The sequence below is a fragment of the Meinhardsimonia xiamenensis genome (assembly GCF_900102905.1).
Taxonomy (GTDB): Bacteria; Pseudomonadota; Alphaproteobacteria; order Rhodobacterales; family Rhodobacteraceae; genus Meinhardsimonia; species Meinhardsimonia xiamenensis.
This window is the reverse complement of the sequence record NZ_FNFV01000002.1, coordinates 114,846-137,411: the sequence shown is the minus strand read 5'-3', so window position 1 is coordinate 137,411 and position 22,566 is coordinate 114,846. Positions and strand designations below refer to the sequence as shown.

The following is a 22,566-nucleotide window of genomic DNA, read 5'->3' as shown; positions in this document are numbered from 1 at the left end:
CAATGAACGAAATGAGCCCCACCCCCGTTGCCGTGAACGGCCGCGCCTATCCGCTGCCGCGGGTGCCGGCCGTGGTGATCTGCCTTGACGGCTGCGAGCCGGCCTATCTGAGCGAGGCCGAGGGCGCGGGGCTCATGCCCAACCTCGCCCGCATCCGGCGCACGGGCACCGAGCGGCTCGCGCATTCGGTGATCCCGTCCTTCACCAACCCCAACAACCTCTCCATCGCCACCGGCCGCCCCCCCTCCGTGCATGGCATCTGCGGCAACTACCTCTATGACCCGGAGACGGGCGAGGAGGTGATGATGAACGACGTGCGCTTTCTGCGCGCGCCCACCATCTTTGCCGCCTTCCATGACGCGGGTCACAAGGTCGCGGTGGTCACCGCCAAGGACAAGCTGCGCGCGCTTCTCGGCGCGGGGCTGAGCTTCGACGACGGGCGCGCGGTGTGCTTTTCATCCGAGCGCTCCGACACGACCACCAGGGCCGAACACGGCATCGAGAACGCCGCCCGTTGGCTCGGCCGGGCGGTGCCGGATGTCTATTCGGCCGAGCTGTCGGAATTCGTCTTTGCCGCCGGGGTGAAGCTTCTCGACGAGATGCGCCCCGACATCATGTATCTGACCACCACCGACTACATCCAGCACGCACACGCCCCCGGCACGCCGGTGGCCAACGCCTTCTACGCGATGTTCGACGGCTACCTCGGCGAGCTCGATGCGCGCGGCGCGGCCATCGTCATCACCGCCGATCACGGCATGAAGCCCAAGCATGACGAGGCGGGCCGGCCGAACGTGATCTATGCGCAGGATCTGCTCGACGACTGGCTCGGCGAAGGGGCGGCGCGGGTGATCCTGCCGATCACCGACCCCTATGTCGTCCACCACGGCGCGCTCGGGGGCTTTGCCACCGCCTATCTGCCGAAGGAGGCCGACCGCGCCGACATCGTCGCGCGGCTCGCCGCCATCCCCGGCATCGACGCAGTGCTCACGCGCGAGGAAGCCGTCGAGCGCTTCGAGCTGCCGGCCGACCGCATCGGCGACATCGTGATGGTCGCTGGCGAGACCATGACCATCGGCTCATCGGCGAGCCGGCATGATCTTTCCGCCCTGCACGGGCCGCTCAGAAGCCACGGCGGCTTCGGCACCCAGACCGTGCCCTTCATCGTCAACCGGCCCCTGCCCGACCTGCCCGAGGCACCCGCCTTGCGCAACTTCGACGCCTTCCACTACGCAACCACCGCCGCCGCGAAGGGATGAAACCGATGAAGGACGCCCGCCCCATCCGCCACGAGCCCATGCGCATCGCCGGCGAGAAGGTCGATGCCGAGGATGTCATCGAGGTGCGCTATCCGTGGGACAATTCGGTGATCGGCACCGTGCCCGCAGGCCGCGCCGAACACGCCCGCCGCGCCTTCGAGATCGCCGCCAGCTACACACCGACGTTGACCCGCTACGAACGCCAGAGGATTCTGCTCAATACCGCCGAGATCATCATCTCGCGCAAGGAGGAGCTGGCCGAGCTCATCACGCTGGAGCTCGGCATCTCGAAGGCCGACAGCTACTACGAGGTCGGGCGGGCCTTCGATGTCTACACCCTCGCGGGCCAGCTCTGCATCCAGGACGATGGCGAGATCTTCTCCTGCGATCTCACCCCCCACGGCAAGAAGCGCAAGATCTTCACCCTGCGCGAACCCTTGACGGCGATCAGCGCCATCACCCCCTTCAACCACCCGCTCAACATGATCAGCCACAAGATCGCCCCGGCGATCGCCACCAACAACTGCGTGGTCGCCAAGCCCACGGAAAAGACGCCGCTCACCGCGCTGGTGCTCGCCGACATCCTCTATGAGGCGGGCCTGCCGCCCCAGATGCTCTCGGTCGTCACCGGCTGGCCCCAGGACATCGGCGAGGAGATGATCACCAACCCCCACGCCGAGCTCGTCACCTTCACCGGCGGCGTGCCGGTGGGCAAGCTGATTGCGCAGAAGGCGGGCTACCGGCGCACGATTCTCGAGCTTGGCGGCAACGACCCGCTGATCGTGCTCAACGACCTCTCCGACGACGACCTGAAGAAGGCCGCCGAGCTTGCCGTGCTGGGTGCCACCAAGAACTCCGGCCAGCGCTGCACCGCCGTCAAGCGCATCCTCGTGCAGGAAAGCGTGGCCGACCGTTTCGTGCCGATGGTGCTCGAGCGGGCGAAGAAGATCCGCTTCGGCGATCCGATGGACCCGGAGACGGAGCTTGGCACGGTGGTGGACGAGGAATCCGCCGCCCTTTTCGAGCGGCGGGTGCAGGACGCCGCGAAGATGGGCGCCGAGGTGCTCTATGACCCCGGCCGGCGCGGCGCGCTCCTGCCGCCCATCGTGGTGGACCGGGTGCCGGTCGAGGCGGAACTCGTGATGCAGGAGACCTTCGGCCCCGTCATCCCCATCATCCGCGTGCCCGACGACGACGGCGAGGTGATGCGCATCTCCAACTCCACGCCCTTCGGCCTTTCCTCCGGTGTCTGCACCAAGGACTTCCGCCGCATGCAGTCCTTCATTGCCGGGCTCAAGGTGGGCACCGTCAACATTTGGGAGGTGCCCGGCTACCGCATAGAGATGTCGCCCTTCGGCGGCATCAAGGACTCGGGCAACGGCTTCAAGGAAGGCGTGATCGAGGCGATGAAGAGCTACACCAACGTCAAGACCTTCTCGCTGCCCTGGGAGCACTGAGCATGCGCGGCAGAAGGGGTGGGCGCGGGGGCCGCCCATGAGCACGGGCGCGCTGGCGCTGGCGCTGCTCGCGGCGGTGCTGCACGCAAGCTGGAACGCCATGCTGAAGGGCGCGCGCGACCGCGCCGCGGCAATCGCCGGCGTCTCGGCAACCCATGCGCTGGCGGGCCTGGCCATGGTGCTTGCCTTCCCCGAGCCACCCCCGGCTGCGTGGCCATTCATCGCCCTCTCGGCCACCGTCCACTACGGCTATTACATCCTGATCTTCCACGCCTACCGGCTGGGCGATCTCTCGCTCGCCTACCCCATCGCCCGTGGCATCGCGCCCTTCGCGGTTGCGCTCGGCGCCCTCGTCATCCTCGGCGAAGACCTCGGCCCGGCGGGCTGGGCGGGGCTTGCCGCCGTCTCCGCCGGCATCGCGCTTCTCGCGCTCGCCCGCCCCTCCGCGCCCGCCGCGCTCGGGGGCGCGGTCGGCGTTGCCGTCATGACCGGCCTTGTCATCGCCACCTATTCGGTGGCCGACGGCATCGGCATCCGCCGCGCCGGGGAAGCCGCGCTCGGTTACATGGGCTGGCTCTTTCTGCTCGAATTTCCGGTGCCGCTTGCCATCGCCCTGAGGCGGCGCCGCGGCAAGGCCGCGATACCGCCGCGCACGTTGCTGGCCGGCATGGCCGCCGGCGCGCTTGCCGTCACCGCCTATGGCCTTGTCCTCTGGGCCAACCGCATCGCGCCGCTCGGAGCCGTCTCCGCGGTGCGCGAATCAAGCGTGATCGTTGCCGCGCTTATCGGCGTTGCCGCCTTCGGCGAAGGCCCCGCCGCGCCGCGCCTTGCCGCCGCCGCGCTGGTCGCCGCTGGCATTCTGCTGCTCGCCCTCGCCTGAGAGGGCGCTCTTCTTCATCACCCTGGGCCAAATACCCCCGCCGGAGGCCGGCGCGGGCGGGGCTCGACACCCCGCGCGCGCCGCTATTGCCCGAGGTACGGCAGGATCGCCCCGGCATCGAGGCCCCTCACCGTTCCCGCCACCCGGCCGGCGTCACCCGCGAGCCGCGCCTGAACGAAGCCCTCGGCAAGCGGCGCGGGGCCCGCGCGCAGCAGCACCGACGCGGCCAGAAGCGCGGCGGTGCGCTCGGCGAAGGCGCGCGCTTCGGCCTCGGCAGGCAGGCCCGTCCAGCGCGCGCGCCAGGCCTCAAGCGCAGCGTCATACCGGTGATCGGCGCCGCGCGCGGCCTCGAGCTCGGCGGCAAGGACCTCGGCCGTGAGCGGCTCACGCGCGAGGCTGCGCAGGATGTCGAGGCAGATCACATTGCCCGAGCCTTCCCAGATCGAGTTGAGGGGGGATTCGCGAAACAGCATCGGCAGCGGCGTGTCCTCCACGTAGCCCATGCCGCCCAGCGCCTCCATCGCCTCGTAGATCACGCCGGGGGCGGCCTTGTTGGAGGCGAATTTGGCCAGCGCCACGCCGATGCGGGCGAAGGCGCGGTCCTCGGTGCCCGAACCGTCGAAGGCGCGCGCCACGCGCATCCCCAGCATCAGCGCCGCCGCCCAGTCGAGCGCAAGATCGGCCAGAACCGCGCGCATCAGCGGCTGGTCGATCAGCCGGCGCTGGAAGGCGGTGCGGCGGCTCACCCACCAGTGCGCCTCGGCGAGTGCGGCGCGCATCAGCCCCGCGGGCGCCATCGCCGTATCGAGCCGGGTGTGATGCACCATCTCGATGATGGTGCGCACCCCCGCCCCCTCCTCGCCCAGGCGGAAGGCAAGCGCGCCCTCGTACTCGATCTCGGCCGAGGCGTTGGCGCGGTTGCCGAGCTTGTCCTTCAGCCGCATCAGCCGGATGGCATTGCGCCCGCCCTCCAGCCAGCGCGGCACCAGAAAGCAGGTAAGCCCGCCGGGCGCCTGCGCCAGTGTCAGAAAACCGTCCGACATCGGCGCGGAGCAGAACCACTTGTGGCCGGTCAGCCGCCAGGCCTCGCCATCGGGCTCGGCGCGGGTGGTGTTGGCGCGCACATCCGAGCCGCCCTGCTTTTCGGTCATCGCCATGCCCATGGTGGCGCCCGCCTTTGCGGCCAGCGGCGCCACGGCCGGATCATAGCGCCGCGACAGGAGCTTCGGCCGCCACAACGCCTCGAGCGAAGGCTCGGCGCGCAACGCCGGCACCGCGGCATAGGTCATCGTCATCGGGCAGCACACGCCGGGCTCCACCTGGCTCATCAGATAGACCATGGCGGCGTGGGCGGCGTGCCCGCCCGGCACCCCCTCCCACGCGATGGCCGAATAGCCCGCGGCAATGCCCGTCTCCATCAGCCGGTGATAGGCAGGGTGGAAATGCACCTCGTCAAGCCGCCGCCCGCCGCGGTCGAAGAGCCGCAGCTCGGGGCTCACCCGGTTCGCATCGCGCGCCGCCTCGGCCATTTCCGCGCCACCGATGGCCCGCGCGAAGGCCGCCACCGGCGCCGGATCGGCGCCCGCGAAGTCGAGGGCGTGGCGGAGCACCGGGTCGCTCTGCCACAGCTCCGGCACCCGCGGCTCGGGCTGGTTCTCGACACGATGGGTGGAAAGCTCCCCGCTGCCGGCAAGCCCGCTCATCAGGCCCTCCCTGCCCGTGATTCCTGCCGCCAGCCTAGGCGCTTCCGGCCGCCGCCGCGAGAGGGATTCCCCTCGCGCCGTGGCTGTGGCATGATCGTTCCCACGCGCCCGCCAGAGGCGCCTTCAATGAGGCAGAGATGTCACGGCAGGGTCCGCCCTTCGGCTCGCTCGTCTTCTTCACCGTCATCTTCGCGCTGGCGGGATACTTCACCTTCGCCAGCGTCCAGGGTGAGCACGGCCTGTTCCGCCGCGTGCAGATCGAGGCAGAGGCCGCCCAGCTGCGCGCCGAGCGCGACCGCCTCGCCGCAGAGGTCGCGCGCATGGCCAACAAGACGCGGCGCCTGTCGGATGAGTTTCTCGACCTCGACCTGCTCGACGAGCAGGCGCGCTCGGTGCTGGGGCTGATGCGCACCGATGAGATCGTGATTCGCTGAGCCCCGCGCACGCTTGTCCGGAGCGCATGGCAGCGCTGCGCCGGCGCACGGCAATTTCCTGTCGCAATCCTCCGCGTCCTGCGCTATGGGATAGTTTAACGCTAAACTACCTTCCAGCGGAGGAGATGCCCATGGCCACGACCCGCAAGAGTTCGAAGTCGGCCAAGCCGCCGGCGAGCCGCGAGGAGCTGCTGCACTATTACCGCGAGATGCTGCTCATCCGCCGCTTTGAGGAGAAGGCGGGTCAGCTTTACGGCATGGGGCTGATCGGCGGCTTCTGCCATCTCTACATCGGACAGGAGGCGGTGGTGGTCGGCCTCGAGGCGGTGGCAAGGGAGGGCGACAAGCGCATCACGTCCTACCGCGACCATGGTCACATGCTGGCCTGCGGCATGGACCCGCGCCGGGTCATGGCCGAGCTCACCGGCCGCATCGACGGCTACTCCAAGGGCAAGGGCGGCTCGATGCACATGTTCTCGGTGGAGAAGCATTTCTACGGCGGGCATGGGATCGTCGGCGCACAGGTGCCGATCGGTGCCGGGCTAGCCTTTGCCGACAAGTATCGCGGCAACGACAACGTGACCTTCACCTATTTCGGCGACGGCGCGGCGAACCAGGGCCAGGTGGCGGAGACCTACAACATGGCGGAGCTGTGGGATCTGCCGGTGATCTTCGTGATCGAGAACAACCGCTACGCCATGGGCACGCGGGTTGACCGCGCCACCAAGAGCCCGGACTTTTACGAGCGGGGCGCCGCCTACGGCATCCCCGGCGAGATGGTCGACGGCATGGACGTGCTGGCGGTGAAGGCCGCCGGCGAGAAGGCCGCCGCACATGCCCGCTCGGGCAAGGGGCCGTACATTCTGGAGATGATGACCTACCGCTACCGCGGTCACTCCATGTCGGACCCGGCCAAGTACCGCACGCGCGAGGAGGTGCAGAAGATCCGCGAGGAGCATGACCCGATCGACGGGGTGCGCAAGATCATTCTCGCCCACGGTCTGGCGACGGAGGACGAGCTCAAGGAGATTGACCGCGAGGTCAAGCAGATCATCAACGAGGCCGCCGAATTTGCCCGCCAGAGCCCCGAACCGCCCGAGGAGGAGCTCTGGACGGATGTCTATGCCGACGACAGCGGCGCGCGTGCCTGAGGGGGATAGAGGACCATGGCAACCGAAATTCTGATGCCCGCGCTGTCTCCGACCATGGAGGAGGGCACGCTTGCAAAATGGCTGGTGAAGGAAGGCGACAAGGTCTCCGCGGGAGACGTCATCGCCGAGATCGAGACCGACAAGGCGACAATGGAATTCGAGGCCGTCGATGAGGGCATCGTCGGCAAGATTCTCGTGCCCGAGGGCACCGAAGGGGTGAAGGTCAACACCCCCATCGCGATTCTGGTGGAGGAAGGAGAGGAGGTTCCCGCGGAAGGACCGGCCGCGGCTGCCTCACCGGCGCCGCAAGCGGCGCCGGCCCCGGCTTCTGCCGCCGCGCCGGCCGCCGCACCCGCAGCGCCTGCCGTGGCGCGGGCCGCAGCACCTTCCACCGGAGTCACCCGCGACTGGCCCGAGGGCACGCCGACGAAGACCCAGACCGTGCGCGAGGCGCTGCGCGACGCCATGGCCGAGGAAATGCGCCGCGACGAGCGTGTGTTCCTGATGGGCGAGGAGGTCGGCCAGTATCAGGGCGCCTACAAGGTCAGCCAGGGGCTGCTCGACGAATTCGGCGAGCGCCGCGTCGTCGACACGCCGATCACCGAGAACGGATTTACCGGGCTCGGCGTGGGCGCGGCCATGGCCGGACTGAGGCCGATCGTCGAGTTCATGACCTTCAACTTCGCCATGCAGGCGATCGACCACATCATCAACTCCGCCGCGAAGACCCGCTACATGTCAGGCGGGCAGATCGGTGTGCCGATCGTCTTCCGCGGTCCCAACGGTGCCGCCGCCCGCGTCGCCGCCCAGCACAGTCAGGACTATGCGGCATGGTACGCGCATGTCCCGGGGCTGAAGGTTGTCCAGCCCTATTCGGCGGCGGATGCCAAGGGCCTTCTGAAGACCGCGATCCGTGACCCCGACCCGGTGATCTTCCTCGAGAACGAGATCCTCTACGGCCACTCCTTCGAGGTGCCGGATCTGGAGGATTTCACCATTCCCTTCGGCAAGGCGCGGATCTGGCGCGAGGGCACGGATGTGACGCTGGTGAGCTTCGGGATCGGCATGACGCATACCCTCAAGGCCGCCGAGATGCTCGAGGCCGAGGGCATCTCCGCCGAGGTCATCGACCTACGCACGCTGCGCCCGATGGACACGGCCACCGTGATCGAGAGCGTGAAGAAGACCAACCGCTGCGTGACGGTGGAGGAAGGCTGGCCGGTCTGCTCGATCGGCAACCACATCTCGGCGGTGCTGATGCAGGAGGCATTCGACTGGCTCGATGCGCCGGTGATCAACTGCACCGGCAAGGACGTGCCGATGCCCTATGCCGCCAATCTCGAGAAACTCGCGCTGGTGACGCCCGAAGAGGTCGTCGCCGCCGTCCGCCAGGTCACCTATCGCTGAGGAGGCGCGCCAATGCCCACGCAGATCCTGATGCCCGCGCTCTCCCCCACCATGGAGGAGGGCACGCTGGCGAAATGGCATGTGAAGGAAGGTGACACCGTCTCGGCCGGTGACGTGATCGCCGAGATCGAGACCGACAAGGCGACGATGGAGTTCGAGGCCGTAGATGAAGGCATCATCGGCAAGATCCTCGTCCCCGAAGGCACCGAGGGCGTGAAGGTCAACACACCCATCGCCATCCTGCTCGAGGAGGGCGAACGCCTCGAGGACATCGAGAACGCGACACCCACCGCGCCGCAGCAGGCTGCGCCCGAGCCGCAGGCCGCGCCCGAGACGAAAAGCGCGCCCGAACCGGCGAGCCGCGCCCCTGCAGCGCCCGCGGCCCCGGCGGCAGAGAAGTGCGGGCGCATCTTCGCCTCGCCGCTCGCCCGCCGTCTCGCGGCCGAGCACGGGCTGGACCTGTCAAAGATCGAGGGCACCGGCCCGCATGGGCGCATCGTCAAGGCCGACATCGAGGCAGCGCTGGCCGCGCCGAAGCCCGCAGCCGCGCCCGTGGCGGAGAAACCGGCCGCCGCGCCAGCCGCTCCTGCCGCAGCTCTTTCCGCCGGCCCCTCGGCCGAGACGGTGATGAAGATGTTCGCCGATCGCCCGTTCGAAGAAGTCAAGCTCGACGGCATGCGCAAGACCATCGCCGCGCGGCTGACCGAGGCCAAGCAGACCATCCCGCATTTCTACCTTCGCCGCGAAATCCGGCTGGATGCGCTTATGAAGTTCCGCGCCCAGCTCAACGCCGAGCTTGCCGAGCGCGGGGTGAAGCTCTCGGTCAACGACTTCATCATCAAGGCCGCCGCACTGGCGCTGCAGGAGGTGCCCGACGCCAATGCCGTCTGGGCGGGCGACCGCATCCTCAAGCTCAAGCCGTCCGACGTGGCGGTGGCCGTGGCGGTGGAAGGCGGGCTCTTCACCCCCGTCCTCAAGGACGCTCATCTGAAATCGCTCTCGGCGCTCTCGGCGGAGATGAAGGATCTCGCCACGCGCGCCCGCGAGCGCAAGCTTGCCCCGCACGAATACGTGGGCGGCAGCTTCGCGATCTCCAATCTCGGCATGTATGGCATCGAGAGCTTCGACGCTGTCATCAACCCGCCGCACGGCTCCATCCTCGCCGTCGGTGCGGGCGTCAGGAAACCGGTGGTGAATGATGCCGGCGAGGTCGAAGTGGCCACCATGATGAGTGTGACCCTCTCCGTCGATCACCGCGTCATCGACGGCGCTCTCGGGGCGCGCTTTCTGGAGGCCATCAAGCGCCACCTCGAACACCCCCTCGGCATGCTCGCCTGAGCCGGGATTGATCCAGCGCAAGGCGGCCGTCGCCCGAATGGGCGATGGCCGTTTTGCATTTCAGGGGAGACGAAAATGGACTGGAAAGCCCAGCTCAAGAACACCAGCGACAACCTGCGCGCCTTCCGCGAACTTCAGCCCGACACTGGCCATGGCTTCACCGCGCTCTCGCAGGCGGCAATGGCACCGGGCGCGCTCACGACCAAGCAAAAGGAGCTCATCGCGCTAGCCATCGGCATCTCGACCCGCTGCGTCGACTGCATCGGCTTTCACATCAAGGGCGCCGCGCGCGCCGGCGCCACGCGCGAGGAGGTGGCCGAGACGATCTCGGTTGCAGTGATGATGGGCGGCGGCCCGGCGTACATGTATGGGGTCAAGGCGCTCGAAGCGTGGGACCAGCTGACCTGAACGCCTCCTACTCCCTGCCGCGCAGCAAGTGGTCCATCGAGACAGAGGGCTGATCGCATCCCGCCTCGCCCACGATCCTTGCCGGCACGCCGGCGACCGTCGTCTTCGGCGGCACGTCCTTCAGCACCACCGAACCAGCCGCAATCCGGCTGCAGTCGCCGACGCGGATGTTGCCCAGCACCTTCGCCCCGGCACCGATCAACACGCCGGCGCCGATCTTCGGATGCCTGTCTTCATCCTCCTTGCCGGTGCCACCCAACGTCACCGAGTGCAGCATCGACACGTTGTCGCCGACCACCGCCGTCTCGCCGATGACAATGGAGTGGGCGTGATCGATCATGATTCCCTTGCCGAGCCGCGCGGCCGGGTGAATGTCCACACCGAACACTTCCGAGCAGCGCATCTGGAAGAAATAGGCCAGATCCTTGCGACCCTGCCTCCAAAGCCAATGCGCCAGCCGATAGGCCTGCAAGGCCTGGAACCCCTTGAAATAGAGGATCGGCTGCATCAGCCGATGGCAGGCAGGATCACGGTCGTAAACCGCAACGAGATCGGCCCGCAACGCTTCGCCGATGGCCGGATCGGCGGCGAGAGCCTCATCGGCAATCTCGCGCAGAAGCTGCTCGGGCATCTCTCCCGAGGCCAGCTTGAACGAGAGCCTGTAGGCCACCGCTGCCTCCAGCGTCCGGTGATGGAGAATGCAGGAGTGGATGAGCCCGCCCATCAGCGGCTCCGCCTTCACCGCCTTCTCGGCCTCTTCACGTATCCGCGTCCAGACCGGGTCGAGTTCGGCAAGCTTGCCCTGTGTCCGTGCCATGGCGCTTTCCTCTTCGCTTTCGCTGCATTACACCACAGCCACGGGTCAGGCAAAACAGGAAAGCGCCAGAGTCCGCACCAATGCCTTTGTCCCAAGACGATCTCAACCTTCTGCGGAACCGGCTTCTCGAGGAGCTCGCCGGCCTCGAAAACGCCGAGGCCCTTGGCCAGAGTGGACAGCGCACCGTCGAACTGGACCAACAGGCGGTCGGCCGCCTCACGCGCATGGATGCCCTGCAGAGCCAGGCCATGTCCAAGGCCGAAGCCGCACTGCGCGCGCGCCGGCGGCGCGCCATCCACGCCGCATTGGCCCGCATGGACGAAGGTGAATACGGCTACTGCTGCGACTGCGGGGAGGAGATCGCACCCCGTCGGTTGGAGATCGACCCTGCCGCCGCCACCTGCGTCTCCTGCGCCTCGGCGCGCTGACGGCGATCGTCGATCAACGCCTCGAGCACCGCGGCAAGACATCCGAGCCAGCGTGCGTCGTTCATCGAGGGCTCGGGCCCCGGCCGGCGCAAGAGCGCTGCGGCCATGAGGCTGCCATCTCCCCAGAGCGGATGCGCCCGCCCGTTGCGCTTGCGCCAGCTGTCGGCCCATCGCGCCTCGGCGATGAGCCGCCGTGCCACTGCGCCGTGATCGGCCTCCGCAAATCCCATCAGGACCCGGGCTGCCGCCACCATGTCACTGTGGGTCAAGGCACGCATGGCCGTTCACAGCTCGGGCGGCGTCGCCCGGAACATGTGCACAGCCAGCCGCAACTCGCCGCCGGCGAACTCGCCCCCCGCCGCGGTGAGCATGAGTGGCGTATCGGCATAATACGTCTGGGGCTGACCCGACATGCCGATCACCCACGAGCCCTGCACCAGTGACAACCCGCTGCCATAGCGGTTCGTGCTGCCGGGCACGCCCAGCTCCCAGCTCGTCAACGTGCCGGTGATCGCCGTCTTGACCCGTCCCGTGACGGCCAGCACCACGGCGTATTGCGGGATGATGAAGGACGTCGTCGAACTCGTGCCCGCCCCGATCACATGATCGAACTCCACCGACTCGATCAGCGCATGCGCGCGCCCCGGCGTCACCGCCACCGCGTTCTCGATCCACCCCGCGCCATCCCAGACGACATGAGCACCCGTCTCGGCGAGAAAACCGCGCCAGCCGACTTGCGGCGTGACGAACACCCAGCCGCCGTTCGAGCCAATGGCGAGCTGCCCCTCGTGACCCGACCAGTCGCCGGTTGCGCCGCTCGGCACCGCATACACCGCGCCCTCGCTCGCCGCGGCAGGCGGCGCGCTCTGGCTCGACGAGACAAGCACCAGCTGCGTGAGCCCGTCCAGCCGCGCCAACGCCTCGTTGACGGTGACATGCTTCTGCGCCTGGCTTGGGGCGAGAAGCGGCAATCCAAGATTGAGGGTCTCAGCCATTGATCGTGATCCTCCTTGAAGGACCGGCTCCGAACCGGTCCGAAATCTGCGCCACGTCGATCTCGAACGGTGCCGTCACACCGTCTGCGGTCTGAAGCGCCACAGGGTAGGACCACGTCGGCGCGGCCACCTCCTCCTCGCGCAGGAGCACGCCCCCCGCCCAGACCTGCACGCGATAGAGCTCGCGCTCCTCGCCCAGCGGCACCTCGTAGACCTCCCAGCTGTCACCATCGATGCGTGTGCGACGCACCCACTTGACGCCGAGATCACCATTCCCGGCCCGCGCCGCACGCAGATGCGCCACGCGATAGGGGCGCAGGCCCACGCCCTGAAAGGCATGCAGCTCATGCACATAGGCCGGGTCGTCATAGGCCTTCGCCGCCGGTCCCACGCGATAGTGGCGCTCCAGCCCCCGGTGCTCCGGCGCCAGCCCGACCTGGTGCGCCGCCCCGTCGAGCAACACGAAATGGCTGCCCGCCGGCCACGCCGCCGGCATCACACCGTCGGTGCCTGCCTGCCCGCGCAAGCGCTCCGACAGTGCCCACAACCGCTCTCCGACAAGCTCGGCCCGCGCAAACTGGATGACCTCCCAGACACCTGTCTCGGGGTCGCCGATCGCCGCCGCATTCGCCCCGTTCAGGACCGCCTCCAAGGACGCGGAGGAAAGCACGCCCCGAATGAGCCGCACCCTCAACGCCGGGCCGCGGTCAACAAGGCCCTCGGTGGCCGCGGGCAGCTCGGTTTCGGTGATGCCGACCACCGCCGCACGCTCAAGCACAGTGTCGAGCGCATATCCCGCATCCTGGGACGCGTGATATACGGCAACCGGCCCCGACCAGTTCACCGCCGTTGCCGCCACATGCGGGGCGTGCTCAACCTCCTGACCGGTCAGAATCGGCAGATCCATGAAAACCGGGTAGACCGGCCCCACCGCCTGCACCGTCCCGGCCCCAAGCTGCGCGGGGCGCTCCTCGCCCGAGGGCCCCGCAGCCAGGCTCGTGTCCACGCGCACCCCCTCAGCGAGCCGCGCACCGGCGCTCTCCACCCGGTCAACGCGGAACTCGGTAAGCCCCGCCTCCGTCTCGAGGCTCACCACGTCTCCGGCCATCACGCGCGCCCGGCTCGGCGGCAGGGCAAAGCGCACCCGATCGCGCGCAATCCTGGCCTCGGCCAGCCAGCGCTCCGCGATCCCGCGCGCCTCGGCGCGGGTAAGCACCATCGGAAACTCCGAAACCGAGACACCCCGGCTCTCCTCATCGGCAAAGACGGCCTCCTCCGCGGCCGCCGCAAAGTCCGCATCCGCCTCGCTGAAACTGAGCCGCACGCGCCCGGCTGTTTCGGCCTCCGGCAGACGGATGGTCTCCAGATCTCCTTCAAGCTCGTCGCTGACGGCCAGGAGATCGCGGCCCACCACGTGATCGACCCGCCCGCCACGGGTGACAAAGCTCAGAGCGCCCTCACGCTCGACCGCGTCAAACCCGTGCGCCAGCATCAACGGCTGCAAATCCGCGCGCGCCGATGTCACCTCGTTCAGCCAGTAGCCACGTACGAGTCCATGCAGCCGGCCAACATCCACATCTTCCACCCCCGCCCGCCCGCAGATCTCGCGCACCACCTCGGCCAGCGACCGCGAGGAGGCCCGCCCGTTGATCCAGTGGCCGCAGGTATAGTTGGCCGCATCAGCCCAGAGATCGGCGCGCCCGGGAAAGAACGGATAGGGCCGCGTGTCCCACGCCCAGACATGGGCGCGCTCCATGTCGATCATCGGCCCGCCGTAGACAGACGAGACAGGGTTGTTCGCCGGATCGCTCCAGTACGAAGTCACCGCGCGCAGATACTGCATCTGGATGTAGTCATCACGCGCCCCGCTCGAGTATTTCGGCAGCGACGACTCCGAGCTCTTCGGGTCAAGAAACCTGTTCGGCTCGTTGGTTCCCTTGTCGACGGCCGCGCAGCCGAACTCCGTGAACCAGATCGGCTTCGACTCCGGCACCCAGGGCGTCGGCGTCGCCAGCCTCACCCCGCCCCGCCGCTCGTGATGGGGGTTCGACCACCAGCCTCTGATGTCCTTGTAGCGGAACACCCAGTGCTCGCCATGGGCACTGTCCTCGATCGGTGTGCGCCGCTGGATCGCCTCGGCCTCGGGCGCATGGTAATACCAGTCATACCCCTCGCCGCCGGCGACATTAGCCCTGAGGTAATCGAGGTTGTAGATCGAGCCCCAATGTGCATCGGCATGCTCGCGCCCATCGCGCCAGTCCGACAGCGGCATGTAATTGTCGATGCCGATGAAATCGATGTTCGCATCGGCCCAGAGCGGATCGAGGTGAAAGAACACGTCCCCCGAGCCGTCCTGCGGGTGATAACCGAAATACTCCGACCAGTCGGCGGCATAGCCGATCTTGGTCTCCGGCCCGAGAATCGCGCGCACGTCAGCCGCCAGCCGGATCAGCTCCTGCACGGCCGGGAAGCTGCTGGCCGCCCCTCTGATCTGGGTGAGCGCACGCATCTCCGAGCCGATGCAGAAGGCATCGACCCCGCCTGCCGCCGCACACAAATGCGCATAGTGCAGTATGAATCGCCGGTAGGACCATTCCTCGGGCCCGGTGTAGGCAACATGGCTCCCGATCACGGTGAAGTCCGAGGGTGACGCCGCGCCAAAGAAGGCCTCCACCTCGGCCTCCGCTGCAGCCGTCCCGTCCGGCGAGCCGGGAACACCGGGCGCAAGCGAGGTGGTGATCCGCCCACGCCACGGCAGATGCGGCTGTCCCGCCTTCCCCGTCCACGGGTCGATGAGCGCATTGCCCTGAAGCTGCTCCATGAGGATGAACGGGTAGAAGGTCACATGCGCCCCGTCGGCGCGCATGTGTGAAATCGCCTCCACAACAGAACGATCAGCCGGCGTGCCGCCATAGACGGGCGCGCCGTCAACATGCGGCACCACCCCGGCGTTGAAGCGCCAAAGCCCCGACACCCGCCAGGGCATCTCCCGCCCGTCAGCCGCGCTCTGCTCCACCTTCGGCCTGAGCGAACACTGCCCTGCCCGCAGATCGTCCCCGAACCAGCTGACCACCAGCGAGACGGCGTTGCAGTTTGGCAGCTCGTCGCGCAGCGCCTTCCACGAGGCCACGAAATCGGTCACACCTGCGGTGGAGTTCAGGTTCGCCGGCCGCAGGTCGCCAGGGCCGTTGTCGTAATGCACCACCGAAGTGGCGAGCGCGTATTCGCCCGTACCCGGCACCAGCGCCACGCCCCGTGTCCCGCGCGCGATTTCCGGCACCTCCTGCCCCGGCTGCTCCGGGCGCATGACCTCGAAGGTCAGCTGCGGCACCCGGTTCCCGTATGGCTCAAGCTGCAGGTCCTCGAGCACGACATAGGTGATGCCCCGATACGCCGGGGCATTACCCGCCCCCTGCACCGCCTCGATCTTCGGGTCGGGCATCTGATCCTCGGTGCCACGATAGACACGCATCGTGAGAGTGCCGCGATCCACCTCCATGCCGTCGGCCCAGACGCGCCCGACACCGGTGATCTCGCCCTCGCAAAGCGCCACCGCCAGGCTGATCGAGTAGGAATGATCCCGGGTGGTTATCCTCGGGCCCGTCCCCTTGCCCGAGCCCCCGGCGGTTCTGGTCGTGACCGTCTCCCGGAAACGCGTCGCCCAGATCACCTGCCCCGGCACCCGCGCGCGGCCATGCACGCGCGTCACCGGCGTTCCTTCGCTTGCTCCGGTGAGGCGCAGCCGATCCATCTTGCCGGTCTCCACCACCTCCGAGCCGACACCGAGAATCTGCTGGTCCACCCAGCGCCCAAGCGTCGCCCCGATCGCGCGGCCGATGACCACCGAGGACAGCCCCAGCACATTTCCGCCAATGGCGGACCCCACGGCCGCACCCACCGCGGAGAGGACAATCGTCGCCATCAGGCCCCCCTTTCAGGAAATGAGAACCGCGCCACCACCCGGCGCGCCCAAGGCTCGGAGAGAGGGCTTTCCACCACCCCGTGCCCGCTGTAGCTGTGAATGAAGCTCGGTCGCCTGCCCGCCGCAGCAACAATCCCGAGGTGCTTGGCCACCGCACCGGCGCGCATCCGAAACAGAAGCACCTGGCCGGGCTCCACCGCCTCCCCCGGCGCGCAGGCAACGAGATGCTGCCGCGCCGCGCGCCAGAGCACCTCCTCACCTGAAGGCTCATCCCAGTCCAGGGTGTAGGGCGGCACCGTCTCGGGCTCCTTGCCGTAAAGCTCCCTCCACACGCCGCGCAGGAGGCCCAGACAGTCGCAGCCCGCCCCCCGCGTCGAGGCCTGATGCACATAGGGCGTGCCAAGCCAGCGCCGCGCCTCGGCAACCGCCGCCGCACCGATGCCGCTCATGGCACCAGCTTCCCGCCGTCAAGAACCTCGCCCGAAGACGGGTAGCTCATCAGCCAGTCCTCGCCCGGAATATGCGGAAAGCCACGGAAGTTCAGATGATTGCCGAATTTAGCCTTGCAGGTATCGAAGCGCTTGTCGCAGCCGGCCTCGAGCCGCACCAGGTCGCCCGGCTCGACCGCCGCGGCCAGCGCCTGCCAAAGCGCAATCTCCCGCCCATGCTCCCGAGCCCGATCCATGCGGATCACGCCGGCAAGCCCAGCCGCCGCGCCCGTGATCACCCGCACCATCCCGGCCTCGAACCACCCCTCGGCAAATCCCTCGAATGGCTCGAAGACCAGAAGCTTGCGCGCCTCGACGGCCACCACCGCTGCCTCGACACTGAAGGCCGGGTCGCTCAGATCGACCCCGCAGCGCGCATCACCCAGAATGGCGGCACACTGCTTCTGGTAGGCCCCGCCGACGGGCGTGTTGAGCGCCTCCGTGAGCCCCCTGAGCTCGGCGTGAAACGCCCCGCCCGCGCGTCGGATCTCGCCAAGCGTTCCCCGAAAGACAAGCGCCCTTTCCTCGGGATTGGCCCAGTTGACCAGCCAGGCAAGCACCTCCGCGCCGTCAAACCGCCCCGCCTCGATGTCAGCCTCGGTCAGGGCAATGCTCGACAGCGCGCCAACGGCCTCGGCGTTATCCACGCTGAGGCCCGTCGACTGCTGCAGCGCACCGGCCGAAATCCCCGTCTCGGCACGAAAACGCACAGCATCGAAGAGGATATCCTCGTCATGATCGGTAAAGCCGTAGCGCGTGCCGTCCCGGCGCGTGAGCAGCCAGCAGCGGCAGACGGTCGTCACGCCGCTGGCAAGATGCGCCTCGAATGCCGGATCAAGCGTCATCAGATACGCACCTCCACCACCGGAATGCTCGGCACCTCGCCGGCCTGAAACGTGGCCACCGACACATCGATGCGGTCGGTGTCAAAGCGCACCGGCACGTCAAACTCGAAGCCTGCGGTCACCACCGCCCCGATCGCCGGCGCACTGCCAAGGCTGACCACGCCCTGCGCGTGATCGACCGTGAAGTGCTCGCCCTCGACAAGCTCCACGCCACCCACCGCCACCCGCACCGTGCCGGCCACCGGCTTGACGATCGGGCGCCGATAGTCGGCAGTCTCGTCGCCGGAGCGGTAGAGCTTGACGAGCTGGAACGCGGTCGTGACCTCATCGCCCGTGCCAAGCTGCTGATCGAACGGCCCCACCTCCCGCGACGGCGCGCAGGACTTGAAGTCCGCCCAATCCTTCCAGCGGAACGCGTGCAGCCGCCCGCGGCGCGCCTCGAAAAACTGGAGCACCGTCTCGAGATCGTCGAGCGACGAGAGCGCCAGCCCCGCATCATAGCGCCGCCGCGAATGGGCCCACAGGCTGTTGCGCTCCTCAAAGCCGTTCGCCAGCGTCACCACCTCGGTGCGCCGCTCCGGCCCTCCGGTGGCGCCGAAACTCAGCGCCGCGGGAAACCTCACCTCGTGAAATGCCATGCCCTTTCCTCCTCAGCGGTTGCGCTGGCCGCGGCTGAGAAGCCGGGTCATGCTGGCTGCAATCTGCGTCTGCCCCCGCCGGAAGCCTTCCACGTCCGGGGTGGAGATGTTCATCACCACCTGCACCGGCCGCGCCGCGGCACCGCCCTGCACCGCGACGCCGAGCTTGCCATCGGCCCCGCGCTTGAGCGGCATGATCGCCTCGGGCCCCGCCTCGCCCATGAGCCCCACTCCTCCTCGCATCGGAAACGTCGTCGGCCCGCTCACCACACCGCCCTGGGCAAAGGGCATCACCCGCCCCTGGGCGAAGCTGCCACCCTTGGCAAACAGCCCAAAGCCGGAGACGACCGACTCGATGCCTTGCGCGAGAAGCCCCCCGAAATGCGAAGTCACCGGCCGGATGGCGGCCGAATAGGCCGCATCAATCATCGCCTGCGCCACGCCCTTGAGCGCATCCTCAAGCCGCATGCCGTCAAAGACGAGCCCATCGAAGGCGCGCCTGAGCCCCCGGCTGATCCCGCCCGAGAGCACATTCACTTCGCGGCTGGTGCTCGCCAGCGTCCCCTGCATCGCCTTCAGCTCGCTCTCGAAGGCCCGCGCCATGCCGGCCGTCGCCCCGAGCGTCGCCTCCAGCGCCTCGATCTCGTCGTCGAGCGCGTTCACATCCTGCATCGGCTCACTCTCCATCGCCCTCGTCGGGGAAGGCGCGCATCAGTTCGGCAAGCCGCGCCCGCGTCAGCGGCGCCGCCCGCCCCTCGATCCCCAGCATCAGCCGCAGTTCCACCGGCGTGAGCGCCCAGAATTGCGCGGGCGTCAGCCGCAGCCCATGCAGCCCCGCCCGCATCAGCGCCGCCCAATCGATGCGCGGCCCGCCGCTCACCCCGCGCCCTCCTCCTCACCGGGAAGCGCGAACGCGCGCACCAGAAGCGCCGCCGCCGCCCGCGCCGCCTGAAGCGGACCGCCCGCGATCTCGGCGGCGGTGAGATCGGCGGCCGAGCCCTGCCAGCCGCCGCCCCTCAGCCCCGCCACGATCACCGCCAGCACATCGCGGCTCGAGAACCGCCCGGCCTCGAAACGCTCCACGAGCTCCACGAGCGAACCTGCCCCGAGCGACGCCTCGAGCTCGGCGAGCGCCCCCAGCGTCAGTTTCATCGCCCGCGGCGCCCCGTCGATGACGAGCTCGACCTCTCCCGCCCAGGGGTTGGCCATGGCTCACACCGCCGCCACGAAGCTCAGCGCCCCGGCCGAGGCCATCGAGATCTCGTAGGTCGCTTCGCCATTGTGGGTGCCGGCATATTCGATCGCGGTGATCAGGAACGGCCCGTCCACCGTGCCGAAATCGGGGATGATCACCTGGAACCGCGGCGTCTGCCCATCGAAGAAGATCTGCCGCGCCCGCTCGTCGGTGGCATCGTCGCGAAACACGCCCGAGCCCGAGATCGAGGCGCTCTTCACGCCCGCCCCGCCAAGCAGCTCCCTCCAGCCGCCCGCGCTCTCGAGGCTGGTGATGTCCACCTGCTCGGCGTTGAAGGAAATCCGCTGGGCGCGCAGCCCCGCGAAGGACTGGAAGGTGCCGCTTCCGTCCATGTCGATCTTGATCAGAAGATCCTTGCCGTTCTGGGCCGCCATGTCCCTCACTCCGTTGCCTTGTCCTCAGATGTCCTCGGTCCGCGCCCGAAAGCGCAGATCGATCCGTCGCAGCACGCCCGCCTCGTCGCGCGCCGCCTTCGCACTCAGAAACCACAGCCCCACCACGCGCCCGCGCGAGAGTGCGAGCGGCGCGCCGAGAAGCGCGTCCGACACCGCCACCGCCACCTCCTTGGCGGTCTGGAAGCCCGCCGCATCGCTGATCACGCTGACGGTGAAGTCATGGCGCGCCCCGCGCACGCTGCCGTCCGAGGCATCCCGCGCCTCCTCCGGGCCGATGCTGACATAGGTTGGGGGCAACGCCCCCGGCGGCACCTCGTCGTAGATCGCGCTGCCCACCAGCGCCACGAGCGCCGCATCACCCTGCAGCCGCGCAAAGACCGCCTCCTGCAGCGCCGCCGATGTCCCGTAGCTCATGCCACCACCTCCTCGACCGCATGACAGGTCAGGTAGCGGGCCTGCGGATCGGCATCCGTCACCGCCAGGATGCGCCACAGCCTCCCCCCCTCGCGAAAGCGCTGGCCGGGCACCGGCCGCGACGGCGCGCCATGAGGCGCGGCGCGCACGGTGATGCGGTAGCGCGCCTCGCCAACGGTGATGTCGGCCATCTCCGCCTCGCGCCCCGCGCCCGCCTTCACCTCGGCCCAGAGCGTGCCCAGCGCCGTCCAGACAAGGTCATAGCCGCCGGCGCCGTCACTCACGCGCGAGGCGCCTTCGAGCACCAGCCTGCGGTTCAGCCTCGGTGCCTTCATCGCGCGCCCTCGCCGAAGAGCCGCACAGTGCGGTAGCGGTCGATCAGAAGGCTCACCGTGAAGGGCATGCCCTCGCCCACCGGCGCAACACCGCGGTTCTCGTAGTAATGCGCCGCAAGCATCAGCACTGCCTGACACAGATCGGCCGGCAGCCCCGCCCAGTCCGGCGCATAGCCCGCGGTGAAGCTGATCTCCACCGCGCCATTCAGCGGTATGAGCGGCAGGTTCAGCCCGTTCGACACCAGCCGCGGCCGCTGCAGGTCGGGCTCGAGCCGGTAGCGGGCCGGGTCGATGACCGTCTCCACACCGTTGCGGTCGATGGTCCTGACCTCGGTGATGGCGGTCACCGGCGCCACCGGCAGCGCCTGACGGGCGAAGTCGCGCCAGCCGCTGAGCCGCCAGGTGAAGCCGCGCTCGATGAGTATCTTTCCGGTGCGCGCCTCGATCGCCGCGAAGGCGGCGCGCAAATGGGCCTCCAGCACCGCGTCCTGAAGCCCGTCATCGGCAAACCCGGTGCCGAGCCGCAGGTGGTCCTTGAATTCCGTGACCGGCAGCGCCGCGGAAGGCAGCGTGGTCTGCTCGACTAGCATCATGAAACGTCTCCGAAATCGGGTAGCCTCCCCTGCGGTGATGGGCGCGCGCCGCCCGGTTGCTCGGACGGAGGGGAGCAGCTGGTCAACGCGGGGCCAAACTGGCGCGCGCCCACCGGCCGGCCCGCGGCTCACACCACGGCCCGGCCATCCGCGACAACGCGGATCAGAAGGAGAACTTCAGCACCTTGATGGCGTTGAAGTCGCTCACATCACCACCCACGCGCTTGGTGGCGTAGAACAGCACATGAGGCTTGGCCGAGAACGGATCGCGCAGCACCCTGAGATCAGGGCGCTCGGCGATGGTGTAGCCGGCAGCGAAATCGCCAAAGGCAATGGCCGGGGCGTCGGCGGCGATGTCAGGCATGTCCTCGCAGATCAGCACCGGATAGCCCATCAGCCGCGCGGGCTCCCCCGCCGCCAGCCCGTCGGACCACAAGAAGCGGCCATCGGCATCCTTCAGCTTGCGCACCGCGCCCGCGGTCTTGGAGTTCATCACGAAGCTCGCGTTGGCGCGATACTGCGCGCCCAGCGCATAGACCAGATCGACGATCACATCGGCCGGATCGGTGGCCGGGAAGTCGCCGGCAACGCCAGTGGCCACATGGCCGATCTGCCCCCAGGTCTCGGAACCCACCGGCACCGTCGGATAGCTCAGAAAGCCCTTCGGCTTGTCCACCCCGTCGCCGTTCACGAAGGCCGCCGCCTCGGCGCGGGCGAATTTCTCTGCGATGCGCCCGGCCAGCCAGCCCTCCACATCGAAGGCCGAGTCGTCGAGAAGCCGCTGCGAGACCTTCGGCATCGCCGAGAGCTCATAAAGCGGGATCGAGATACGCTCGATGGTCGGCGTGCCGGTCTCGCCCGTGGCCCCGGTCTCCGTCGCCCAGCCCGCGCCAGTGTCGGCAAGGTCGATCAGCACGTCATAGGAGGTCGCCTCGACATTGACGACGCTGGCGATCTTGCGGATCGAGGCGGTGGCATTCAGCACGCTGCGGATCGTCTCCGAGGTCTGCGGGTCCACCAGATAGCCGCCGTCCGACGCCACCGCGGTGGACATCGCCTTGCCATCGAGCTCGAGCCCGCGGAGCGCGGCGTCATCACCCGAGCGCACATAGGCCTCGAAGGCCTTCTGATGCGGCGCCGCGGGGTTCTCGGAGGCGGTGGCAAGCACGGGACGGCCCGGCTTGAGAGATTTGCGATCCATCATGGTCAGTCGCTCTTCCTGTTTCTGGAGTCTGGAGGTCACGTCGGCCTGAAACGCCTTCAGGTCGCTCACGAATCCGGCCAGCGCGGTCTTCACCTCCGCCGCCGGGTCGGCCTGGGCGGGCACACCCGTCCCGGCCCGAGCCTTGCTCTCGGTCTCGGTCATCCTTGGTCCTGTGAGTTGGTTGAGAGAGGGGTCGGGTC

At 68.4% G+C, this 22,566-nt stretch carries 25 protein-coding genes; 9 read left to right on the top strand and 16 right to left on the bottom strand.

The features are described 5' to 3' along the window. The first annotated feature begins 2 nt into the window (after positions 1-2). Genes phnA through BLQ14_RS04530 form a run of 3 tightly spaced genes read left to right on the top strand, consistent with a single transcriptional unit; the run spans position 3 to position 3,596 of the window. Positions 3-1,259, top strand: coding sequence for a phosphonoacetate hydrolase (gene phnA / locus BLQ14_RS04540; RefSeq protein WP_092498709.1), 1,257 nt, complete (start codon positions 3-5; stop codon positions 1,257-1,259). A 5-nt stretch (positions 1,260-1,264) separates the two neighbouring features. Then, positions 1,265-2,716, top strand: coding sequence for a phosphonoacetaldehyde dehydrogenase (gene phnY / locus BLQ14_RS04535; protein WP_170068413.1), 1,452 nt, complete (start codon positions 1,265-1,267; stop codon positions 2,714-2,716). Between the two features lie 37 nt (positions 2,717-2,753). Beyond that, positions 2,754-3,596: an EamA family transporter gene (locus BLQ14_RS04530; protein WP_211295352.1), complete on the top strand. Its 843-nt coding sequence runs from the start codon at positions 2,754-2,756 to the stop codon at positions 3,594-3,596. A gap of 83 nt (positions 3,597-3,679) precedes the next feature. Here BLQ14_RS04530 and BLQ14_RS04525 read toward each other — a convergent pair whose 3' ends face one another. After that, on the bottom strand, positions 3,680-5,299 hold the full coding sequence (locus BLQ14_RS04525) for an acyl-CoA dehydrogenase family protein (protein ID WP_092498705.1): 1,620 nt from the start codon (positions 5,297-5,299) through the stop codon (positions 3,680-3,682). Between the two features lie 137 nt (positions 5,300-5,436). Between BLQ14_RS04525 and BLQ14_RS04520 the strand changes: the two genes are divergently transcribed. From BLQ14_RS04520 to BLQ14_RS04500, 5 genes are all read left to right on the top strand, one after another. Then, positions 5,437-5,733, top strand: a complete 297-nt coding sequence (locus BLQ14_RS04520; protein WP_092498703.1) for an FtsB family cell division protein — start codon at positions 5,437-5,439, stop codon at positions 5,731-5,733. Positions 5,734-5,864: 131 nt separating this feature from the next. Next, positions 5,865-6,884: a pyruvate dehydrogenase (acetyl-transferring) E1 component subunit alpha gene (gene pdhA / locus BLQ14_RS04515; RefSeq protein WP_092498701.1), complete on the top strand. Its 1,020-nt coding sequence runs from the start codon at positions 5,865-5,867 to the stop codon at positions 6,882-6,884. Between the two features lie 15 nt (positions 6,885-6,899). Further along, positions 6,900-8,291, top strand: coding sequence for a pyruvate dehydrogenase complex E1 component subunit beta (locus tag BLQ14_RS04510; protein WP_092498699.1), 1,392 nt, complete (start codon positions 6,900-6,902; stop codon positions 8,289-8,291). Positions 8,292-8,303: 12 nt separating this feature from the next. Continuing rightward, the gene (locus BLQ14_RS04505; protein WP_092498697.1) at positions 8,304-9,629 is read left to right on the top strand and encodes a pyruvate dehydrogenase complex dihydrolipoamide acetyltransferase; all 1,326 of its coding nucleotides are present in this window, start codon (positions 8,304-8,306) and stop codon (positions 9,627-9,629) included. A gap of 75 nt (positions 9,630-9,704) precedes the next feature. Continuing rightward, the gene (locus BLQ14_RS04500; RefSeq protein WP_092498695.1) at positions 9,705-10,037 is read left to right on the top strand and encodes a carboxymuconolactone decarboxylase family protein; all 333 of its coding nucleotides are present in this window, start codon (positions 9,705-9,707) and stop codon (positions 10,035-10,037) included. 7 nt (positions 10,038-10,044) lie between these two features. Here the strand turns inward: BLQ14_RS04500 and cysE are convergent, their stop codons facing one another. Beyond that, positions 10,045-10,854, bottom strand: coding sequence for a serine O-acetyltransferase (gene cysE, locus BLQ14_RS04495; RefSeq protein WP_092498693.1), 810 nt, complete (start codon positions 10,852-10,854; stop codon positions 10,045-10,047). Between the two features lie 80 nt (positions 10,855-10,934). On the opposite strand from cysE, the gene BLQ14_RS15665 reads away from it, so the two are divergent. Beyond that, positions 10,935-11,282: a TraR/DksA family transcriptional regulator gene (locus BLQ14_RS15665; protein ID WP_092498691.1), complete on the top strand. Its 348-nt coding sequence runs from the start codon at positions 10,935-10,937 to the stop codon at positions 11,280-11,282. Here the strand turns inward: BLQ14_RS15665 and BLQ14_RS15660 are convergent. The 14 genes from BLQ14_RS15660 to BLQ14_RS04420 all read right to left on the bottom strand — a co-directional run bounded on the left by BLQ14_RS15660 (position 11,189) and on the right by BLQ14_RS04420 (position 22,528). Then, positions 11,189-11,560, bottom strand: a complete 372-nt coding sequence (locus BLQ14_RS15660; RefSeq protein ID WP_143004458.1) for a DUF7742 family protein — start codon at positions 11,558-11,560, stop codon at positions 11,189-11,191. The two genes, BLQ14_RS15665 and BLQ14_RS15660, sit on opposite strands and share 94 nt — an antisense overlap. 6 nt (positions 11,561-11,566) lie before the next feature. Further along, a complete protein-coding gene (locus tag BLQ14_RS04480) occupies positions 11,567-12,277 on the bottom strand; it encodes a DUF2793 domain-containing protein (RefSeq protein WP_092498687.1) in 711 nt (236 codons plus the stop codon). Beyond that, complete coding sequence (locus BLQ14_RS04475) at positions 12,270-16,199, bottom strand: baseplate multidomain protein megatron (protein ID WP_092498686.1); 3,930 nt, start codon at positions 16,197-16,199, stop codon at positions 12,270-12,272. The genes BLQ14_RS04480 and BLQ14_RS04475 overlap by 8 nt, the downstream gene beginning before the upstream one ends. Next, a complete protein-coding gene (locus BLQ14_RS04470; RefSeq protein ID WP_092498684.1) occupies positions 16,199-16,648 on the bottom strand; it encodes a C40 family peptidase in 450 nt (149 codons plus the stop codon). The genes BLQ14_RS04475 and BLQ14_RS04470 overlap by 1 nt, the downstream gene beginning before the upstream one ends. After that, positions 16,645-17,532, bottom strand: coding sequence for a DUF2163 domain-containing protein (locus BLQ14_RS04465; protein ID WP_092498682.1), 888 nt, complete (start codon positions 17,530-17,532; stop codon positions 16,645-16,647). The genes BLQ14_RS04470 and BLQ14_RS04465 overlap by 4 nt, the downstream gene beginning before the upstream one ends. Further along, positions 17,532-18,170 (bottom strand): DUF2460 domain-containing protein, encoded by a 639-nt coding sequence (locus BLQ14_RS04460; RefSeq protein ID WP_092498680.1) that lies wholly within the window; start codon positions 18,168-18,170, stop codon positions 17,532-17,534. The genes BLQ14_RS04465 and BLQ14_RS04460 overlap by 1 nt, the downstream gene beginning before the upstream one ends. Before the next feature lie 12 nt (positions 18,171-18,182). After that, positions 18,183-18,842: a phage tail tape measure protein gene (locus BLQ14_RS04455; protein ID WP_092498678.1), complete on the bottom strand. Its 660-nt coding sequence runs from the start codon at positions 18,840-18,842 to the stop codon at positions 18,183-18,185. Positions 18,843-18,846: 4 nt separating this feature from the next. Next, positions 18,847-19,050 (bottom strand): rcc01693 family protein, encoded by a 204-nt coding sequence (locus BLQ14_RS04450; protein ID WP_092498676.1) that lies wholly within the window; start codon positions 19,048-19,050, stop codon positions 18,847-18,849. Beyond that, positions 19,047-19,379 (bottom strand): gene transfer agent family protein, encoded by a 333-nt coding sequence (locus BLQ14_RS04445; RefSeq protein WP_092498674.1) that lies wholly within the window; start codon positions 19,377-19,379, stop codon positions 19,047-19,049. The genes BLQ14_RS04450 and BLQ14_RS04445 overlap by 4 nt, the downstream gene beginning before the upstream one ends. 3 nt (positions 19,380-19,382) lie before the next feature. Next, positions 19,383-19,799: a phage major tail protein, TP901-1 family gene (locus tag BLQ14_RS04440; RefSeq protein WP_092498672.1), complete on the bottom strand. Its 417-nt coding sequence runs from the start codon at positions 19,797-19,799 to the stop codon at positions 19,383-19,385. A gap of 24 nt (positions 19,800-19,823) precedes the next feature. Then, a complete protein-coding gene (locus tag BLQ14_RS04435) occupies positions 19,824-20,234 on the bottom strand; it encodes a DUF3168 domain-containing protein (protein WP_092498670.1) in 411 nt (136 codons plus the stop codon). Next, positions 20,231-20,569 (bottom strand): head-tail adaptor protein, encoded by a 339-nt coding sequence (locus tag BLQ14_RS04430; protein ID WP_092498668.1) that lies wholly within the window; start codon positions 20,567-20,569, stop codon positions 20,231-20,233. The genes BLQ14_RS04435 and BLQ14_RS04430 overlap by 4 nt, the downstream gene beginning before the upstream one ends. Beyond that, the gene (locus tag BLQ14_RS04425; RefSeq protein ID WP_092498666.1) at positions 20,566-21,162 is read right to left on the bottom strand and encodes a head-tail connector protein; all 597 of its coding nucleotides are present in this window, start codon (positions 21,160-21,162) and stop codon (positions 20,566-20,568) included. Before BLQ14_RS04425 ends, BLQ14_RS04430 begins: the two co-directional genes overlap by 4 nt. 163 nt (positions 21,163-21,325) lie before the next feature. Then, positions 21,326-22,528 carry a phage major capsid protein gene (locus BLQ14_RS04420; RefSeq protein ID WP_092498664.1) on the bottom strand — a complete coding sequence of 401 codons (1,203 nt, stop codon included), beginning with the start codon at positions 22,526-22,528 and terminating at the stop codon, positions 21,326-21,328. Between the last annotated feature and the right edge of the window lie 38 nt (positions 22,529-22,566).

What these genes read in the sequence shown, in the direction of transcription:
- BLQ14_RS04525 (WP_092498705.1), bottom strand. Translation starts at nt 5,299, where the DNA reads ATGAGCGGGCTTGCCGGCAGCGGGGAGCTTTCCACCCATCGTGTCGAG.
- BLQ14_RS04455 (WP_092498678.1), bottom strand. Translation starts at nt 18,842, where the DNA reads ATGCAGGATGTGAACGCGCTCGACGACGAGATCGAGGCGCTGGAGGCG.
- BLQ14_RS04420 (WP_092498664.1), bottom strand. Translation starts at nt 22,528, where the DNA reads ATGACCGAGACCGAGAGCAAGGCTCGGGCCGGGACGGGTGTGCCCGCC.
- BLQ14_RS04520 (WP_092498703.1), top strand. Translation starts at nt 5,437, where the DNA reads ATGTCACGGCAGGGTCCGCCCTTCGGCTCGCTCGTCTTCTTCACCGTC.
- cysE (WP_092498693.1), bottom strand. Translation starts at nt 10,854, where the DNA reads ATGGCACGGACACAGGGCAAGCTTGCCGAACTCGACCCGGTCTGGACG.
- phnY (WP_170068413.1), top strand. Translation starts at nt 1,265, where the DNA reads ATGAAGGACGCCCGCCCCATCCGCCACGAGCCCATGCGCATCGCCGGC.
- BLQ14_RS04505 (WP_092498697.1), top strand. Translation starts at nt 8,304, where the DNA reads ATGCCCACGCAGATCCTGATGCCCGCGCTCTCCCCCACCATGGAGGAG.
- BLQ14_RS04445 (WP_092498674.1), bottom strand. Translation starts at nt 19,379, where the DNA reads ATGGCCAACCCCTGGGCGGGAGAGGTCGAGCTCGTCATCGACGGGGCG.
- BLQ14_RS15665 (WP_092498691.1), top strand. Translation starts at nt 10,935, where the DNA reads ATGCCTTTGTCCCAAGACGATCTCAACCTTCTGCGGAACCGGCTTCTC.
- BLQ14_RS15660 (WP_143004458.1), bottom strand. Translation starts at nt 11,560, where the DNA reads ATGCGTGCCTTGACCCACAGTGACATGGTGGCGGCAGCCCGGGTCCTG.
- BLQ14_RS04465 (WP_092498682.1), bottom strand. Translation starts at nt 17,532, where the DNA reads ATGACGCTTGATCCGGCATTCGAGGCGCATCTTGCCAGCGGCGTGACG.
- BLQ14_RS04530 (WP_211295352.1), top strand. Translation starts at nt 2,754, where the DNA reads ATGAGCACGGGCGCGCTGGCGCTGGCGCTGCTCGCGGCGGTGCTGCAC.
- BLQ14_RS04440 (WP_092498672.1), bottom strand. Translation starts at nt 19,799, where the DNA reads ATGGCGGCCCAGAACGGCAAGGATCTTCTGATCAAGATCGACATGGAC.
- BLQ14_RS04475 (WP_092498686.1), bottom strand. Translation starts at nt 16,199, where the DNA reads ATGGCGACGATTGTCCTCTCCGCGGTGGGTGCGGCCGTGGGGTCCGCC.
- BLQ14_RS04425 (WP_092498666.1), bottom strand. Translation starts at nt 21,162, where the DNA reads ATGATGCTAGTCGAGCAGACCACGCTGCCTTCCGCGGCGCTGCCGGTC.
- pdhA (WP_092498701.1), top strand. Translation starts at nt 5,865, where the DNA reads ATGGCCACGACCCGCAAGAGTTCGAAGTCGGCCAAGCCGCCGGCGAGC.
- BLQ14_RS04430 (WP_092498668.1), bottom strand. Translation starts at nt 20,569, where the DNA reads ATGAAGGCACCGAGGCTGAACCGCAGGCTGGTGCTCGAAGGCGCCTCG.
- BLQ14_RS04470 (WP_092498684.1), bottom strand. Translation starts at nt 16,648, where the DNA reads ATGAGCGGCATCGGTGCGGCGGCGGTTGCCGAGGCGCGGCGCTGGCTT.
- BLQ14_RS04460 (WP_092498680.1), bottom strand. Translation starts at nt 18,170, where the DNA reads ATGGCATTTCACGAGGTGAGGTTTCCCGCGGCGCTGAGTTTCGGCGCC.
- BLQ14_RS04435 (WP_092498670.1), bottom strand. Translation starts at nt 20,234, where the DNA reads ATGAGCTACGGGACATCGGCGGCGCTGCAGGAGGCGGTCTTTGCGCGG.
- BLQ14_RS04500 (WP_092498695.1), top strand. Translation starts at nt 9,705, where the DNA reads ATGGACTGGAAAGCCCAGCTCAAGAACACCAGCGACAACCTGCGCGCC.
- phnA (WP_092498709.1), top strand. Translation starts at nt 3, where the DNA reads ATGAACGAAATGAGCCCCACCCCCGTTGCCGTGAACGGCCGCGCCTAT.
- BLQ14_RS04510 (WP_092498699.1), top strand. Translation starts at nt 6,900, where the DNA reads ATGGCAACCGAAATTCTGATGCCCGCGCTGTCTCCGACCATGGAGGAG.
- BLQ14_RS04480 (WP_092498687.1), bottom strand. Translation starts at nt 12,277, where the DNA reads ATGGCTGAGACCCTCAATCTTGGATTGCCGCTTCTCGCCCCAAGCCAG.